This window comes from Spirosoma lituiforme (genome assembly GCF_054776635.1).
This window is the reverse complement of record NZ_BAAHBO010000001.1, coordinates 547,755-565,931: the sequence shown is the minus strand read 5'-3', so window position 1 is coordinate 565,931 and position 18,177 is coordinate 547,755. Positions and strand designations below refer to the sequence as shown.

The following is an 18,177-nucleotide window of genomic DNA, read 5'->3' as shown; positions in this document are numbered from 1 at the left end:
GAAAGAATAGGTATCAAAACTGGAAATAAATAAACTGATTGGCACTGAAAATACCGAAGAAATAAATAACGAAAAGTAAGGTTATAAAAAGCAGGTAAAACCGGTTAGTATGGCGCGTTGGAATGGACAAGTAATGGTATTCTTTGAGCAGGAGTAAGCCAATCAGCACCAGGCTGAACCACATCTCCGTAGCATTGAGCGGAGAACGAATGGGCTCCCGCAAGGAAAGGGTAGCCATGCGATGGAGGATAAGAAAAGCGTCGCTCACGCTGGCTGCCCGGAAAAACACCCAGGTTAGCATGATGAGCACGAACGTTAGCAGGGTATTCAGGATAGCCCGCAACGCCGACGAATGCGCTGGCCGATTCGGTACGGACGGCGTAATCAGGCCGGGGGGCGTTACCGAAAAACGAAGCCGGGTTAGTGCTTTCTCGCGCAAAACAGCCAGCACCTGATAGAGCCCGTTCAGGCAGCCCCAGAGCACGTAGGTCCAGCTTGGGCCATGCCAGAGGCCACTGATCAGAAACACAATCAGCAGGTTGAGGTACTGCCGGAATTCGCCTTTACGGCTTCCCCCCAGCGGGATATAAACATAATCCCGAAACCAGGTTGAGAGCGAGATATGCCAGCGTCGCCAGAAGTCGGAAATCGACTGAGCCAGATAAGGTGCCCTAAAGTTCTCCATTAGGTTGAACCCCATGACCCGGGCTGCCCCGATGGCAATATCCGAGTAGCCCGAAAAGTCGCAGTAAATCTGGAACGTAAAGAAAAACGTAGCCACCAGCATGGTCAGCCCGTTTTGCTGTTCGGGATGCGTGTACGCCGGGTTGACAACGATCGCCAGTCGGTCGGCAATGACGAGTTTTTTGACAAAGCCAAAAGCCATCTGCATCAGGCCCGCCTTCAGGTTTTCGAAGTTGTAGGGGAAGTAGTCGTGAAACTGCCAGAGAACGTTTTGCGGGCGCTCGATGGGACCGGCTACCAGTTGCGGATAAAACATCACATAAAGCGCATAAATGCCAAAATGTCGTTCGGCTCGCTGATTGCCACGGTAAACCTCGATGGTATAGCTCATGGCCTGGAAGGTATGAAACGAAAGGCCGATGGGCAGAATGCTCAAACTATCCTTGAAGGATAGACTATTATGCTGGCCAAACAGATTCAGCACAGCCACAAAGACCTTGTTGGAAAAGGTAGTGACCGCGTTGGCTGTATCGGGCAGACCTGCCAGATCGAACAGTGTGGCCGCATTGTCGGTGAAAAAGCCAATGTATTTGAAGAAGACGAGAATGCCGATGTTGGTCGCCAGGGATAGGAAAAGAACGCTGCGCCGGGCGGCACCACTTGTTTTTTCCAGCCAGAGGCCAGCCAGGTAATCGATACCAATGGTCAGCCCCAGGATAAGAATATAGGCTGGCTTGAAAACCATGTAGAAGTAACAGCTCGCCAGCAGCAACAGCCGCCATCGCCCGCTCCAGCCCAGATAATAATAAGCCAGCGTAACGATAACAAAGTAGAGCAGAAACTGGAGCGAATTAAAAAGCATCCTGACTCTCTTTAAAGGACTGATTCATCGCTGATACCCACCGATTAATTCCATACTGGTTCCAGTGTGTATCGGACGGGTGGTAGTAAAAGCGTCCGTTGGCGCGAAACGGCTCATACAGACTGATAACCTTCAGCGTTAAGCCCGGATGGTGTTCAACTTTCCTGATCAGGTCATTATAGTCAGGGCGATTGGTTTCAATAACGGATACCGGATTGGGTATGATCGACAGAAAAACGTCGCTGTATCCCCGCTGTCTGGCGCGCTGGTGCAGGCGGTTCAGCCCCGATACGATCTGACCAAGCTGCGTAGAATCAACCGGAGAAAACGAGCTGGTTGTTGTTCCCATCATGGTTTCTTTCAGGTAAAGACGGTGCCCGTCGGGAGCCGACAGTACACGCTCCGCTATCCGGCCGAAGCAGGTGTAGACAAACGTAGCCTTTGCTTCTTTAAGCGGTCTTAACAGGTTGTAATCAAACAGGAGCGTCTCCAGACCAAAGGAAATGTCCGTTCCTGAAAAGAGATTATCAAAAAAAATGAGGCACAGCTGGCCAATCCGTTGCCCTGTAGAGATTGGATTGGGTGAGCGGACGGCCACCGATGAATTTGCGAGCTGGGTACTGCCAAAACGGTCTCGGACTAACCGCTCGGTTGTTTCGATGACCAGAATAGACGCAGAAGGCTTGGTAGGCTCGGGTAAGTCGTTCTCCGGTTTCTCTAGTACATCGTCAATCGGAACCAGGCGGACTTGGTCGATGCTACGAAATGATTCAGGTTTGAGTCGAGCGACCAGCGTATACGAATCGCCCAGAATGCATAAATCATGCGTCGGGCCTGGTATTGGGTGGGGGAAACGAGGAGAATGAACCCGGTAGGGTAGCCGAAAAGCGGGTAGAAAAGACAGGCCATAAAGATCGCCAAAGCGATACTTGGTAGACGCCAACGGATTGTTCAGGGATAATTGTTCACGAAGGGTTACCGCATTCCGGACGATGGAAGGCGTAGCTGCCCCTATGTATAGGCTAACGGCTCCTAGGAGGACAAGACAATGCCAGGTTTTACGCGTAAAAAAGTGCATTGGCAAGGAGAAAATAAAGTGTGAATAGAAGCCGCTATAGAGGCAAAACGCCTGGTTTGCAGGGGCTTTGACTGATAGAATGGAGTAATCAAAGAGCGGCTAAAGATGCATTATTTATTATTCATATATATATAGTATAGATAAATCATTTGTTATACGGTATAACTCGTATTTAGGTAATTAGAACTTTTTAAAGAATAAGTACCTGTTTAATCATTTAAGTAAAGTATTATTTTGCTAATATGTAATTAAGTAAATCTGTAGATATGTGAAATTCGTAAATACACCATAAATCAGCGGTCAGCTATACAGGGCAGACCAGTTACTATAGATACTAATATTGATTAAAAGATAACTAGTTGTTTCCTACCTAATCGTAAGTAATAGACCTAAAAAACGAGATACTATGCTACTAAATCTACTCCTCCGAGGGCCTACAAGAGCACGACAGGCAACCGCCCCTAACCGACTACGATTGGTCATTCCCGTAACGCGAAAACGGTTCGGTACAAGCTGACGCAAGCTGCACCAACCCCTCCCCTGAATCGATATAAGGCGCATCCCAACAACGCAAGCGAAGTGAGTGCGGTTGACCCGTCAGTTGTGTATAGAATAATTATAAGTCAGCACAGGGCATTGCTACGTAATGAGCGGCAGTGCGTATAAGCCCACGATTTCTTGATCGTATAATCTCACCTTAACATACAGTTTCCATGCTCTCAGTAGATTCTTTTCTGTATTCAAGAATAGAGACTAACTCTACCAAATGGGATCATCTCCAGATTGATCAAACAACGTATACGCAGTATGGTAAGCGCATCTTCGATGTTAGTGTTTCGCTACTGGTTACGGTATCGATTCTGATTTGGCTGATACCGGTACTGGCTCTGCTCATTCGGGCTACATCGCCGGGGCCAGCCCTGTTTATACAGTCTCGAACCGGGCGAAATGGCCGCGTTTTTCGCTGTTTCAAGCTTCGTACCATGTACCACCAGAAAAATCCGGTTTTCAGCCAGGCAACAATAAATGATCCCCGAATTACCCCGCTGGGAGGTCTCCTGCGTCGAACGAACCTTGACGAAATGCCTCAGTTTCTGAATGTACTGATTGGTGATATGAGTGTGGTTGGCCCCCGGCCCCATGCCACCCAGGACGATAACCAGTACTGGTTTGACCTGACTAATTACGCTCATCGGTACGCAATACGACCAGGTATTACTGGGTTGGCCCAAGTACGTGGAGCGCGTGGGGAAACGGATAAGTTGATCAAGATGAAGCATCGGCTGCGCTACGATCTCCATTATATAAAACGGCAGTCACTAGCTTTTGACCTGATGCTGTGCTGGTTAACGATAAAATCAATGCTACAAGGGGTTTCGATTTTCTGATCGGTGCTTAAAATCCTTAAAGGCGTGTCGGTTAAATGAAAAGTTTACAAACAATAAAATCATACGCTAAGACGATCACTGGCAATACCGTGATTAAGAATTTTTGCCTGACAGGTGCTTTTCAGCTTGTCAATTTTTCAGTACCTATACTAGTAACCCCCCATCTAATAAAGACAGTTGGTCTGAGTAATTTTGGTGAAATCGCTTACGCATTTGGTGTGATGTCAGTGTTCACTGTTTTTACGGAGTATGGATTTAATTTAACGGCAACAAGGCAAGTGTCAATTCACAGAGATGACCCCAGAAAAATGTCATCGATCTATACCAATACAATGCTAGCCAAACTAGTGCTCTTAGTTTTTGGGATCGCTATTTTATTTGCTGGTTTGTATTTGAGTACCCTGTTTAATAAAAGTCATGAAATTAATGTACGCTTATATGGTCTAAGTGCGGTATACATATTAGGTCAAACGATGTTGCCTTTCTGGGTTTTCCAGGGCATAGAAAGTTTGTTCGTAGCCTCAACCGTGAACGCGGTATCAAAATTAGCTTATGTATCCTCCGTCCTTTATTTTATAATGAGAAAGCAGGATTATATACTGGTTAATTTTTTTCTAGGTCTATCGATACTTTTAAGCGCGTTCGTACTAATTATTATTTTACATAAAAGATATGGAGTAAAATTTAAGCAGACTACATGGCAAAACATCGTGCAGGCGTTAAAAGACAGCTGGGATATTTTTATCGCTACTATATCAGTAAACTTATACTTTGGTGGAATTAATGTTCTACTAATAGGGTTTTTCGCTGATTCCACAATGGTTGGCTACTATAGTGTTGTCGAGAAAGTGATTGTAATTAGCAAGCAACCCATTGCCGTATTTACTCAAGTGGTTTATCCTAAAGCCTGTGCTCTGCTGGGTGATGGGTTTGACGAAATAGAGCATTTCGTTTGGAAATTCGCCAAGCCATTCATTGGAATCAGTGCTGTACTAAGTGTGCTAGTATATTTCCAGGCAGAAAAAATCACGACTTATTTTTTGAAGATAGATAATGTATACGTCGAGAATCTAATAAGAATTAGCGCTATACTACCATTCTCTGTTTCTTTTAATTTGGTACCCTACATATGTCTTTTGGCATACGGTCATACCAAGGCGGTAAGAAAGATACTTATACTGGTAGCAAGTGCAGGGGTGCTGCTGAACTGTATAATGACGTACTATTTTTTAGTAACCGGTACAATTCTCTCTATAGTCATAACTGAAGCGTTGGTTGCTACAGGTCTGTATATTTTTGCTAAACAAAAACATAAAATTCCATATGATACAAGCGCAGTCAGTATGTAATATATGCCTTGAGCCTGCAAAAGTTTCTAAAACTATACAGGGTTACCAAGAGCGTACGTATTACGATGTGCTACATTGTGAACAATGTGATACATCTTTCATAAAAAATGATACCGGTGCAGAAACGGATCTAATCTATGATTTAATCTACAGTCATGGTAGTCAGGTTCCGGGATATGATCGATACTACACCTATGCTGATAAGGTTTTAGAAGAAAACAATCCCCTGAATTACCTGGCTAATACAGAAGATATGTATTGGGCAATAGCAGACTGCATAAAGAAAAAGATTATCACCAAAGAGATGAAGTTAATTGAGGTTGGTTGCGGGCTGGGTTACCTGTCGTACGCGTTACATGAAAATGGTTTCAATATTAAGGGGGTAGATATTTCAGAAAAAGCGATCGGCAAGGCCAAACAGAAATATGGGGATTACTACAAATGCGTAGACATACACGAGATAGTTAGAGAAGGGAAGGAGCGATTTGACATTATATTATTGACTGAGGTAATAGAACATGTAACGGCTCCTGTTGATTTTATCAGAGCATTATCAAAATTGCTCAGTCCAGGTGGTAAAATCATTGTCACTACACCCAACAAGAGTGCTTACCCTTCGCAGGTTTCGTGGGACACAGAGTTGCCACCAGTACATTATTATTGGTTTTCCGAAAAATCTATAAAAACAATAGCCGCTCAGCTAAAACTAACGTGTCGATTTGTTGATTTTTCACATTTTAATAGAGATCATCTAGATAGAACCAAGTTTTCCCGTTACACAGAACATAAACGGGATCCTATATTAAGTAGTACAGGCGAAATTTTAAACCAAAAACCTAAGACTAAAAAAGAAATAATTTCTCAATTGCTAATGAAGTTGAACCTGATGCGGACTTTTAGCTGGTTGTGGATTGGGCTAAAAGCAAGTAAAGAGAATTGGCATCGCCGACAGACTATGTGTGTGATTCTATCGAATGAGTTATAAGGTACCAGAACGACTGGCTACATGACTATCAAGCCGAATTGGCTAATGTTGCAGAGGGAAAATGTACGTAATCCAGGTTTAAATGCCTATGGTGGTAATAAAAATTTCTTCAAAAAGTTATTTTATTTCTTTTTTATAAATAATAAGTTTACATTAGTGTATAGTTGTTGATTAGCGTCATTTTTGCTCAGTTCATGGAAGCGAAAAATATGTAATAGGTAAGAATCGAAAAAAGCTGAACTGACAGGTATAGTAACTTATTAGAGATGTATGTAAACGGCTATCCGGCTTGGTATGAAGACTATAGGAATTACGATCGTGTCGCATAATAGTTATGAAGATTTACTTTTCTTTTTTAACTCATTTATGAAATATAATTCGCCTACAGGCGTAAAATTTCTAATTGTGGAAACTTCGAAAAATAATCGGATTGACGATCTAGAAGAACATATAGATAGCGAAGTAAATTTTCAAATAGCCTACATACCAAACAATGGATATGCCTACGCATGTAATTATGGATTGAGTCATTTTGGCGATTGCGATATTCTTATTCTTTCTAATGCCGATATTGTCTTTACGTCCGAAGTAATGAAGTCGATAAGGAAGAGCTTTAATCAAAATAATTATGGTTCTATTATACAGAAAAATGTAAATGGACGAACTGTTACCTTTGACTTGTACCCTCAGTTTAAAAGCTTATTCACTGAATTGCTCAAGGTGCATAGGTTATTAAATAAGTTTCAATGGTATAATCAGAGGTATGTGTATATAGTTGGTGCATTTATGATATTTGGACGTAATATCATAGAGAAGAATGGCTTGTTTGATGAAAACTTCTTTCTTTACTGTGAAGAGACAGATTATTATTATCGTTTAAGAAATAACAATAATGCATTAATTATCAAGGATAGATACATTATTCATACAATATCCTCTTCCATTGGGAAGAAGTTTAGTGACAAAGGTCAATTGCTAGAGTCGTCGCTCCGCTATTATTATAACAAACATAAATGCGCTCCTTACGTAGAATATTGGAAGGTTAGTATAAAAATTACTGTAGCTTATGCATGGATTACAAACATTTTTTTTAAAAAAGATAAGAAAAATATATGTTTATAATGGCTCTCTTTTTACTGCTTTTGATAGTCATAAGTGCATATTTTAGCATGCAAAACTTAGTGCTTGGAATATGTATGATTTTTATTGTTTTATTAAATCCGGTAATATCACTAAAAAAAATAAAAACGAATCGATTTTTACTGCTAGGATTTCCTGTTTTGGTTTCATCTTTTGTTGGTATTAATAACGATGCTTACTTATCCGTTAAAGACTGTTATTATTTTTTAATGCCTGTTTTATTCATTGCGTTAGGAGTTGCGTTAAGTGCAAAAATTTCTTCTGTAAATTTTTTGAAAATAATAGTAATTGTTGGCTTTGCTACATCAATCATGTCAATATTGATTTCTATTTCTAAAGTAGGTGTTGGTGCCTTTTTCGATCCATACTCAGCACGAGTAGTTGGAAGAGCGGAAGGGTCCCCCGCGCCTATATTAGGATCATTAGTACTTCTATATTGTAACTCAACGCCAACGAAAATATTCAAACGGAGCTATACAATAGTTTTCCTGTTTATAAACCTGCTAGGTATTTATATGGCAGCGTCTAGAACTTATTGGGTTTTTCTTTTTTGTGTATTAGTTGTTTTATATATAAGAAAACTGAGCGATAAAAAAGGGTCTTTTCTTTTTGTAATATTATTTTGTTTGCTAGCCTCATTTGTGTCTATGCAATCAGAAAGTCTGCTAGTGAAATCTGATAACACATTTGTAAATAAGTTTATGCATTCATTTCGAGAAATCGATATTAAAGATTATAAATCCGATGAAGATGTAAACATGAGCTATCGTGGATTTGAATCGTATAAAGGCATGGCAACTTATTATAATGGTCAATTCTACAACCTGCTGATTGGTAGAGGGTTAGGGCAGACAATAGATCTTGGCTTATTCATAGATCTTGGAGGAAGTGACTTCAAAAAAATTCCTATCCTTCACAATGGCTACGTTTATACGCTGGTGAAAATGGGAGCTTTTGGCTTGTTGATGACCTTGTTTTTCTACTTTTTACTACTTAAAGATAGCTGGCGGTTCTATACAATCCATCACCTATTCGCAAAGAATATATTTCTGATTGTTGCTGGGTGTATTCTTGGACTGCTTGTTACAAATTATTCAATTGCATCTTTATATAACGTTAACATGGTGATCTTTTCAATTTTTATAGGTTACTATACTTCGTTCGGTCAAGCTGTTGAACGTAATCTCCTAGCCAGACTTAAGTATACTGTTTGTCAAAGTACAAAGAAATTAGCTACGGTGGAAGGATGAAAAAAATTCTACTATCTGCCTACGCGATTTCTCCTTATAAGGGATCAGAATATGGTGCCGCCTGGAACACAATACTTAATTTATCTAAAAATTACAAACTGTGGGTGTTATACGGAATTTCTGATGAACATATGGGTGATACATACAGTTTAAAAAACTATTTAAAAGATAATACAATTCCCAATATTGAATTCATAGAAATAAAAGCTACCACATCAGCTTTATTGATAAATAAGTTTAATAAAATTGGTCTGAGCTGGTTGTTTTATTTGGCCTATTATTTGTGGCAAAAAACGGCCTATAAGGTCGCAAAGAGAATAGTTTTCGAAAATGACATAGAAATTATTCATCAGCTGGGTCCCATTGGTTTTAGAGAACCTGGTTTTCTTTGGAAGCTAAACAAGCCTTTTGTTTGGGGACCCATTGGTGGTACGGTGAAAATTGACAATCAATTATTAAAGGGAAAATCGATTAAAAGTAACCTTCTGTTTAGGAGCAAAAATATAATAAATTGGTATCAGTTAACTTACTCTTCACGAGTACGTCAAGCGATTAATAGAGCTAATGTTTTAATCGCAGCTACCAGCGACGATCAGCGAAATATAAATAAGTATTACAGCGCATTCAGCTATCTGTTGTCAGAACAGGGACCGATGCCAGTTGATGAACTAAGCAATGATAGATTTTCAACACTGGATGATTGTTTTGAAATTGTATGGTGTGGCACACTTATCGAGCGGAAAAACCTGCAACTATTGTTGCGTGCCTTATCTTTCGTGGAAAGAAAAAAATGGAAATTACACGTAGTAGGAGAAGGACCTTTAGCTTCCTCGCTTAAAGAACTAGCTGTTTCGTTAAAAATTAACGCTCAAATTGAGTGGTACGGATTTGTAGAGCGGAAAGAAGCTTTGCGAATTATGGCAAATGCTCATTTGCACGTGATATGTAGTATTACGGAGGGAAATCCGTCTGTAATGTTTGAAGCACTGAGTTACGGTGTCCCTACGTTAACGCTAAATCACTCAGGTATGCGGGATGTTTTATGTGAAGATTGTTCTATAAAAATACCAGTTGATAAGCAGCATATAATGCTGGAAACAATAGTTTCGAAAATCAGCTATTTACTAGACAATCCAACTGTTTTACATCAGCTTTCGAGAAGTACAATTGCGTGTAGTAAAAAACATAGTTGGTCGAATAGATTAAGTTTTTTAGATCAATTGTATACAGAAGCAGAAATTAATTGGTCAACTAGTGAAAGTAGTAAAAAGTCTATTTGATGAATACGTTACATAAAGTGAAATTGGCTTTAGATGCTAAATGGTATTTTGAAGGACCGCCAAGTGGTCGAATGGTTCTGAGAAATATTGTTGATCATCTATTATTACAGGGAAATGAGTATGAACTTTACTTGTTTATTCAGAATAAGTATAAGGGAGATGCTACAGATATATGGGGTGCATTTCCGAATGTACATTTAGTTTTTGTGCCTAAACTCATCACTTTACTATCAAACGTATTCTTAATTCATTTTTACGCTTTGTATTATAAAGTAAATGTTGTATTGTTTCAAAACTATACAACACTGTTTTCTGGTAGCTATAAAAAAATAGTTTATATACACGATATTCTTTTCGTTGACTTTCCAGAATATTATTCGATTAAAGAGCGTATCTATTTTAAATCAATGATCTGGTTAGCTAAATGGGCAGATGCTATCGTTACTATTTCAAATACAGAAAAGAGTAGATTTGTTCGGCATAATTTATCTGATGAAAAAAAAATAGCTGTAATTCATCATGGCATCAGTGAAAATTTTAAGCAGTTAACCAGTTATAATTCTTCAGATATATTGAGCGTGTACGATAAATATAAGCTTCCTGAAAAATTCATATTATATGTTGGCCGGGTAAATGTTAGAAAGAATATTTTAAATTTGATAGATAGCCTTTATTTGATGAAAGATAAGTCGGTTAAATTACTGATTGTTGGTGGTAAAAAAACAGATGATAGACGTATTTATGAATTGATTATTGATCATAAACTAGAGGATCGTATTGTTTTTCTGGGATTCGTTCCGGATTGTGACCTGTATAAATTGTACGCTTGTGCTTTTATTTTCTGCTTTCCTTCTTTTGCTGAAGGCTTTGGGCTTCCTCCTCTGGAAGCTATGAAATGCGGAGTTCCTGTGATTGTTTCGAATCGCACGGCTTTGCCCGAAGTATGTGGTAATGCTGCCCTTTATATAAATCCAGATAACAGCCAGGATTTGGCAGATAGTATTGATAAGCTTCTTACCAATGAAATACTCTATAAAACGATGAAGGACAAGGCTATCGAGCATAGTGCTTCTTTCACTTGGGAAAGTGCTGTTGATCAACTATTAACCCTAATGCTCACGTATGGACTTGGGAAAACTAATTCGATTCATCAAGCGAGATCCTGATTATAATTTACTTAATTCTTTATCGACGGTTGAGTCGTTAATTATTATCCGGGATAGATTCTGGCAGGCTGCACGCGGTTTTATCCATAAACCTTTTTTTAGGGAGACGGCAGGTTTATTGTTTATTGGAAAGTCGGTAAAAATTGTTCATATCCGAAAAACTAGTGTTGGTCGAAATTTCATAATCGAGGACAATAGCTTTATGAACGCACTTTCACTGGATGGTATTCGCATTGGTGATAATGTGTCGATAGGTAGGAACTCAATTCTGATTTGTACCGGTGTCGTATCCAATATCGGGAAAGGTATAAAAATTGGCCACGGGACTGGTATAAATTCTAATGCTTACTTAAGTGGACAAGGTGGAATTGACATTGGGGATAATGTAATTGTTGGTCCGGGTGTGAAAATATTTTCTGAAAATCACAAATTCACTGATTTAACGACGCTCATAAAAAAGCAGGGAGTTACCAGGTTAGGCGTTCGAATTATGGATAATTGCTGGCTTGGATCGAATGTGACTGTTCTGGATGGGGTGACGTTAGGATCAGGTTGTGTGATTGCCGCCGGTACGGTGGTTACTAAATCTTTTCCTGACAACTCTATTGTTGCCGGTGTGCCGGCGCGGTTAATTAAAACAAGAACCCACGCAGAACAAACGTAGCTATTGCGGTTAGCTATCTAGGTAGCTAATAGACTGACTTATACTTCACAATCTATTTAATACGTAGTATGAAAATTGCCATTATTGGTACGCGTGGTATCCCAAATAATTACGGTGGATTCGAACAGTTTGCTGAATATTTAGCGGTCGATTTGGTAAAAAAAGGCCATCAGGTTACTGTGTATAATTCTCATTATCACTCTTATCAGGAAAGCAATTATCAGGGTGTTGATATTGTACATTGTTACGATCCTGAGATTCATTTGGGACTGGCGGGCCAATTCGTCTATGATTTCAATTGTATACTAGACACCCACCATCGTAATTTTGATATAATTGTTCAGTTGGGTTATACAACAAACTCAGTTTGGGGCTTTCTTTTGCCCCGAAAACCGGTGGTCGTTACCAACATGGATGGTGTAGAATGGAAGCGGAGTAAATACCCTCGGCTGGTCCGCTGGTTTTTGCGCCATGCTGAACGCTTTGCTGTTCAAACCAGCGATTACCTCATTGCTGATTCGGTAGGAATCAAAAGTCATATCAATGAGCTACACGGAAAGCTGTCGACGTATATACCTTATGGTTCGTACGTTTTTGAGCAACCCGATCCCCACGTGCTCGATTCCTTTTCGTTGATTCCCCACAAGTACAATATGCTGGTGGCCCGGCTCCAAACGGATAATAGTATTGATGTTATTTTATCCGGAATTACAAAAGCTAAAGCCAAATTACCCTTTATCGTTGTGGGTGCTCATAACACAAAATACGGTCGTTACTTGGTTGAAAAGTACAAAGAATATGATCATATACGTTTCGTCGGCGCTATATTCGATATACAGGTGTTGAATAATTTGCGCTATTTTTCAAATATATATTTTCATGGTCATACGGTAGGCGGAACAAATCCATCGCTTCTGGAAGCAATGGGTTCCAGCGCCTTAATTTGCGCTTACGATAACATTTTTAACAAGGCTATCTTAGGGACAGATGCGTTTTACTTTACCAAGGAATCCGATATTACCGAAGCGGCTGACACACTGTTAAAGGATGATTATCCGGAAATTCTGGAGGCCAACCGACGCAAAATTCATACTATTTACCACTGGCCGCTTGTACTGAAACAGTACGAAGAATTGTTTACCAGCGTTCTGCAGAAACAGAATGTGCTAAATCGGTTGCCGAAAGAAACGCTTTCCACAACAATCAGTAGCCAAATACTGGTCAAGACGTCACAGGTTCCGGATCGATTGAAGAGTAAATAGTAAACCTGGGGTATGCGTATACATGTCCGGTTATCGTACGGTTTGCCGCCGTATTGATTTTTTGCGCGCAACGGAGTTACGGCTTCTGGTTACCGCTGGATTACCTTTTTAAGACTGACCCATCCGCCTATGTTTTCGGGTAACCATTTTCCCTGATCGCTGGCTATAGCTAGGCATAGCTGAGATCCCTTAAGCCATTGCATGGGTACATACAGCTTAGCTAGTCCGGAAAATTGCGATAGTGGCATTCTGGGATCACTGGAAATGGGGCGGCCAAAGTTTTTGCTAAAGGATAATAAAGTCCATAGTTGTACGCCCGAGGGCCATTGTCCCCGCAAACCCAAGTGACCCACCTGTACTCGGTTATTGCTAATCATGTAGCGTCCATCCCAGGGATTGCCCCCTTTAAGATCGCGTAGATCCGCCCGGGAATCCAGCCAGCGCGTGATGAAAGGTGTTCCTATCACACGTTGTTTATGGGTCCAGCCGTCAACGAACTGGCCGTTATTAAAATAATCATCTGCACCATTGTACAGGCGATCACCGATCTCTTTTGTAAATCCGCTTTGGTCCAGTGTCGTCAAAAACTCAAGCGTTACCTGCTTAAGCTGAAACCCTTGCTTACTGCGTTGATTTTTCCAGCGAATACCATATAAACCATCGGGCATATTTTGAAAAGCCACGCCGGATTTATCCTCGTAGGGGTGCTGGTAATACAGATACCAGTTCGATTGACTGGCATTAATTTCCAGGGCAAAATCAATCGAACCCAAATGATTCCCCACCTGATTATCGGAATCAAATTGGCTGTACTGAGTTGTATCGGCAGGCGGTTTCCTAACAAAAACAACATTTAAATAATCGGTAAAGGAACTGGGAATTTGACCATGAGGAGCCAGATACCCAATGGCTTCCGAACGACCACCCCACTGCACTAGATGCGTTAATCCGCCATACAGGTTTACCCGGCCCTTTGCCAGAGAAAGTCGGGCAAACAGAGCCTTCTGATGAAGAAATGAATGCTGGACAGAATCGGTATTGGAAAACCAGCCGTGTGCAAACAGGGCATTGATCGCCAGGACACCTTTTGTGAAGCCTATGGGTACGAAGCCACGGGTGCCAAGCTGTATTTTGTAAAGAGGAAGCGCATTGCCCGACCAGGCGTAGGAACCGGAAGACAGCAATGTATCGACCAAACCGAATATTTCCCGTCGCCGACCGGCGTAGAGTTCGAAGTTTTTAAACAATAGACTGGCATACGCTACCGGCAAAATAACCCGTGAAGTTGCCCCACCAGAAAATACACCTTCAACGGCTACTTTCACGTGAACGTTGTGCGGGTTTTTAAAGTCGCCGAACTGCTGCGCGAAGCCCGCTCGCACCAGACCAGCCGGTCCGTTTAACGGAATTGTGCCGTACTGGCGGGAGCGAAACCAGAAGGGAGTTTGGGGTGCTGATGCACCGAACCCACCGACCTCAGTCATGAATTGCTGCCGGGTGGTCAGGGTATCTGGCAGGGCCTGGCCAAACAGATCGACTGCACAGGCAAGGCTGACAAAAAAAGTAAAAAAGCGTATAGAATTGACCATAACGTTCAGTTTATCAACCCTTCAGGGCGTCTGCGAGAAATTCATAGCGCATTCCGCGTCAGCTGGACAAGCCACCCTTTCACACCGCAGGCCAACCAAACAAAAATATCTGTTTTATTGAAAATGTTGTAGCAATAGTTTATAGAACTAGTAAATATGTATGAAAATAGTTACGTATTTTATTTATTGGTACACAGGGTATTCCACTCAGTACTAGCCAAGCTTCGTCGGATTAAAGCAGTAGACATTGCCTCCTGGGTTGAATTCAAGCTGATACGCCACCAATTAGCGGAAGGCAAGTGCGCACTTGCGCATAAAAACGTATTTTTGCGCCTACGTATGAATACTTCACAAACGCCAGCCGCCGGCTCACCCGCCACATCGCTGCAAGACATTATCGCCCACGCCAAAGAATATGGCTTCGTGTTTCCCTCGTCCGAAATTTACGACGGGCTGCAAGCCGTGTATGACTACGGTCAGAATGGCGTCGAATTGAAAAATAACCTTAAAACGCTGTGGTGGAAGGCCATGACGCAGCTTCACGATAACGTTGTCGGGATTGATGCGTCGATCTTCATGCACCCGCTGACGTGGAAAGCCTCGGGGCACGTGGATTCGTTCAACGATCCGATGATCGATAACCGTGATTCCAAGAAACGCTACCGCGCCGACCAGCTTCTGGAATTGAAAGCAGAGGCTTACGCCAACGCCGGTGCCGAAGAGAAAAGCACCGCGTTGTTGCAGGAAATGGGCCGCTTACTGGGCGACAATGACCTCGAAGGCGTTCGTAACCTGATCATCTCCGAAGGTATCAAAGATCCCGTATCGGGTACCGACAACTGGACCGAGGTTCGGCAGTTCAACCTGATGTTCTCAACGCAGGTGGGTTCGCTGGCCGAAGACGCCAGTTTGATATACCTGCGCCCCGAAACGGCACAGGGTATATTTGTTAACTTTCTGAACGTACAGAAGACGGGTCGGATGAAGGTTCCATTTGGCATTGCCCAGATCGGAAAGGCGTTCCGAAACGAGATTGTGGCTCGGCAATTTACGTTCCGGATGCGGGAGTTTGAACAAATGGAGATGCAGTTTTTCGTGCGGCCTGGCACCGAAATGCAGTGGTACGAAACCTGGCGCGATGCCCGGATGAAGTTTCATCAGGCGGTTGGCCTGCCTGCTGATAAACTCAAATTTCATATCCACGAAAAACTGGCTCACTATGCCAACGCAGCCGTCGATATTGAATACAAGTTTCCGTTCGGTTTTCGGGAAATGGAGGGGATTCATTCCCGCACGGATTTCGATCTGAAAGCGCACCAGGAACTGAGCCGTAAAAAGCAGCAGTACTTCGATAATGAGGTCGATCCAGCTACCGGTAAGCCCTACGGTAATTACATTCCATACGTCGTTGAAACATCGGTTGGCGCGGATCGCCTGTTTCTGGCGGTATTCTGCAATGCGTTCACTAAAGAAACCGTCGGCGAAGGCGACCAGCAAAAGGAGCGGATTTATCTGAAACTGCATCCGGCGCTGGCACCTGTCAAAGCAGCCGTATTCCCACTAGTGCGGAAAGATGGTTTGCCCGAAAAAGCGGAAGAAATTGTCAAGAGCCTGCGGTCGGAGTTTCGGGTGGTTTACGAAGAGCGCGATGCCATTGGCAAGCGGTATACCCGGCAGGATCTGATTGGTACGCCGTTCTGTATCGCTGTCGATTACCAAACGCTCGAAGATGAAACCGTTACGATTCGCTACCGCGATACAACAGAACAAATCCGCGTTCCAATCAGTGAGTTAAAAGCGCGCATTGGTCAGGAAGTATCCATGGAGCGGGTTCTGGAGCAGATGTAAAGTTTATGATTTTCAGTAACAAACAAGCCACCGGAAGCACTCCCGGTGGCTTGTTTGTTACTGGTTCGTCTGTCTTCAGGAATACCAAGATCAGTGGTCGCCATACCGTTTTTCGCCGGCGGAGATGGCTACAACCAGCTTGTTGGCCTTGGGCGGGGTGGGGCAGGTGGCGTAGGGCGTAAAGGCGCAGGGTGGGTTGGTCGCTTTGTTGAAATCCAGGTACGTGTACCCATCGGCATCCGGGCCCGGTGCATCCAGAAATCGACCCCCGCCATATGTATCGTGTTTGTTGGTCTGGTCCGCAAAAACGAAGTGCAAATGCGTTAGGTCGCCCGTAGATTCCAGGCTTTGCTCTTTTCCATTTACCGAGAAGATTAATTTGCCTGGTGAGTCCTGATCGCTGGTCCGGCCGGTCACGTCGGTAATGGCGATTTTCTTGCCGGGCGTCGGTACAAACTTTGCTTTAAGGCGCCAGGCCGGGTCGATCGGGTAAGTAGTGATGCCTTTGAACTCGGTTAGTGCCGGGCTCTCCAGATCACGTAACCGAATGGCGAATTTATCGCCCCGCTGAATGACGAACCACCGCAGCGACTTGTGTGTCAATACGGTAGGTTTGCCCGTGTACGGAAACAATTGAAGCGTCTGAACGGGCGCATCACCGGCAAAAACCTGAGCATCCGGCGCAGTCTCTACCGACACTGTACCGTTTTTCAGGATGAACTTGCCCAGCGTTGCCTGGCTATGATCAGCGGGGAACACAATGGTGTTTTTCTCACTGCCGCCAAACGTATTTTCGCCTTCGTTTAACCAGAACAGACCCGCCAGGTTGAGCCAGCCCTCTTCTTTTTTCAGGTCGGCTTCCCGCTGCTGGCGCCACTGTTTGATTTCCTCTTCGTAAGGGAGGTCGGTCGTAAAGGCCAGTAGTACCAAGGGCAGGACCAGCGCCCGGATTGCTTGTTTTTTCATCGTACTGCGTCGTTAATCGGTTGAAGGTAATAGATTTATGTCGCTATATTGGTATTCTTGACTATAAACATACTTGAAATTCTTAAGGAGTTAACTTTAGGAAAACCGTTTGTAAACCTTTTAACTATTTTTGTAGTTTATTCGATTGTGTAGTTTATCTTTCGGTTAAAATTTACCTCCTTAAATCGTACGGTTATGAAAAAGATTAAACTCAGTCGTCACAGCGAGTTTTCTTCTCGGCTGTGTTTGTTTAGCTTTCTATTACTGATTCCATATCAGGAAGTTTCCAGCGCCGATCGTGGTACTGGAATGGAAACCCTGAATGGAAAAGTCATAATCAAGTTGGAGCCCCATGGCAGTATTCGAGCCAAAGTTTTTCAAGGCAAAACGCTGCAGTATGAATTTATTCTAGATCGGGAGACACCGCAAAAAGTGCTTACTCAACGTATCGACAGCGCTAATATATACCTGGTCGGTAAGTATGGGGAGGAACTGGTGATTGATGACCTGATAAAGCAAAAGCGATACGTTCTGTCGATATTTGATCATACAACGAAACGTAGAACGATACCGTCTGCGCGAAGTCAGACCATCACAATAAAGGGCTATTCAACCAGTTTGTTGCAATAACGTTGGCGGCCTTGCGACAACGACGGGCGTCAGTAC

The 18,177-nt window shown here is 42.5% G+C and carries 15 protein-coding genes; 11 read left to right on the top strand and 4 right to left on the bottom strand.

The window, feature by feature from the left end; all coding sequences use genetic code 11:
* Positions 1-13 precede the first annotated feature (13 nt).
* Both ACYU87_RS02335 and ACYU87_RS02330 read right to left on the bottom strand, forming a co-directional pair.
* The gene (locus tag ACYU87_RS02335) at positions 14-1,546 is read right to left on the bottom strand and encodes an MBOAT family O-acyltransferase (RefSeq protein ID WP_461132412.1); all 1,533 of its coding nucleotides are present in this window, start codon (positions 1,544-1,546) and stop codon (positions 14-16) included.
* Positions 1,536-2,624, bottom strand: coding sequence for a hypothetical protein (locus ACYU87_RS02330; protein WP_461132411.1), 1,089 nt, complete (start codon positions 2,622-2,624; stop codon positions 1,536-1,538). The genes ACYU87_RS02335 and ACYU87_RS02330 overlap by 11 nt, the downstream gene beginning before the upstream one ends.
* 713 nt (positions 2,625-3,337) lie before the next feature.
* Here ACYU87_RS02330 and ACYU87_RS02325 point away from each other — a divergent pair.
* The 9 genes from ACYU87_RS02325 (at position 3,338) to ACYU87_RS02285 (ending at position 13,108) form a co-directional block, all read left to right on the top strand.
* On the top strand, positions 3,338-4,012 hold the full coding sequence (locus ACYU87_RS02325) for a sugar transferase (RefSeq protein WP_461132410.1): 675 nt from the start codon (positions 3,338-3,340) through the stop codon (positions 4,010-4,012).
* Positions 4,013-4,047: 35 nt separating this feature from the next.
* Positions 4,048-5,361, top strand: a complete 1,314-nt coding sequence (locus ACYU87_RS02320) for an oligosaccharide flippase family protein (RefSeq protein WP_461132409.1) — start codon at positions 4,048-4,050, stop codon at positions 5,359-5,361.
* Positions 5,336-6,346, top strand: coding sequence for a class I SAM-dependent methyltransferase (locus tag ACYU87_RS02315; protein ID WP_461132408.1), 1,011 nt, complete (start codon positions 5,336-5,338; stop codon positions 6,344-6,346). Before ACYU87_RS02320 ends, ACYU87_RS02315 begins: the two co-directional genes overlap by 26 nt.
* Positions 6,347-6,640: 294 nt before the next feature.
* Positions 6,641-7,468 (top strand): glycosyltransferase family 2 protein, encoded by an 828-nt coding sequence (locus ACYU87_RS02310; RefSeq protein ID WP_461132407.1) that lies wholly within the window; start codon positions 6,641-6,643, stop codon positions 7,466-7,468.
* A gap of 47 nt (positions 7,469-7,515) precedes the next feature.
* The gene (locus ACYU87_RS02305) at positions 7,516-8,736 is read left to right on the top strand and encodes an O-antigen ligase family protein (RefSeq protein WP_461132406.1); all 1,221 of its coding nucleotides are present in this window, start codon (positions 7,516-7,518) and stop codon (positions 8,734-8,736) included.
* On the top strand, positions 8,733-10,016 hold the full coding sequence (locus ACYU87_RS02300; RefSeq protein WP_461132405.1) for a glycosyltransferase family 4 protein: 1,284 nt from the start codon (positions 8,733-8,735) through the stop codon (positions 10,014-10,016). The genes ACYU87_RS02305 and ACYU87_RS02300 overlap by 4 nt, the downstream gene beginning before the upstream one ends.
* Positions 10,016-11,182: a glycosyltransferase family 4 protein gene (locus ACYU87_RS02295; protein ID WP_461132404.1), complete on the top strand. Its 1,167-nt coding sequence runs from the start codon at positions 10,016-10,018 to the stop codon at positions 11,180-11,182. Before ACYU87_RS02300 ends, ACYU87_RS02295 begins: the two co-directional genes overlap by 1 nt.
* Positions 11,139-11,846, top strand: coding sequence for an acyltransferase (locus tag ACYU87_RS02290; protein WP_461132403.1), 708 nt, complete (start codon positions 11,139-11,141; stop codon positions 11,844-11,846). The genes ACYU87_RS02295 and ACYU87_RS02290 overlap by 44 nt, the downstream gene beginning before the upstream one ends.
* Before the next feature lie 68 nt (positions 11,847-11,914).
* Positions 11,915-13,108, top strand: coding sequence for a DUF1972 domain-containing protein (locus tag ACYU87_RS02285; protein WP_461132402.1), 1,194 nt, complete (start codon positions 11,915-11,917; stop codon positions 13,106-13,108).
* Positions 13,109-13,197: 89 nt separating this feature from the next.
* On the opposite strand, the gene ACYU87_RS02280 is transcribed toward ACYU87_RS02285, so the two are convergent.
* Positions 13,198-14,697 (bottom strand): capsule assembly Wzi family protein, encoded by a 1,500-nt coding sequence (locus ACYU87_RS02280; protein WP_461132401.1) that lies wholly within the window; start codon positions 14,695-14,697, stop codon positions 13,198-13,200.
* A 339-nt stretch (positions 14,698-15,036) separates the two neighbouring features.
* On the opposite strand from ACYU87_RS02280, the gene ACYU87_RS02275 reads away from it, so the two are divergent.
* Entirely contained in the window at positions 15,037-16,545 is a 1,509-nt protein-coding gene (locus ACYU87_RS02275) for a glycine--tRNA ligase (protein WP_461132400.1), read from the top strand.
* A gap of 90 nt (positions 16,546-16,635) precedes the next feature.
* Here ACYU87_RS02275 and ACYU87_RS02270 read toward each other — a convergent pair whose 3' ends face one another.
* Entirely contained in the window at positions 16,636-17,511 is an 876-nt protein-coding gene (locus ACYU87_RS02270; RefSeq protein ID WP_461132399.1) for a DUF1684 domain-containing protein, read from the bottom strand.
* A gap of 195 nt (positions 17,512-17,706) precedes the next feature.
* On the opposite strand from ACYU87_RS02270, the gene ACYU87_RS02265 reads away from it, so the two are divergent.
* On the top strand, positions 17,707-18,141 hold the full coding sequence (locus ACYU87_RS02265; protein ID WP_461132398.1) for a hypothetical protein: 435 nt from the start codon (positions 17,707-17,709) through the stop codon (positions 18,139-18,141).
* Positions 18,142-18,177: the final 36 nt, after the last annotated feature.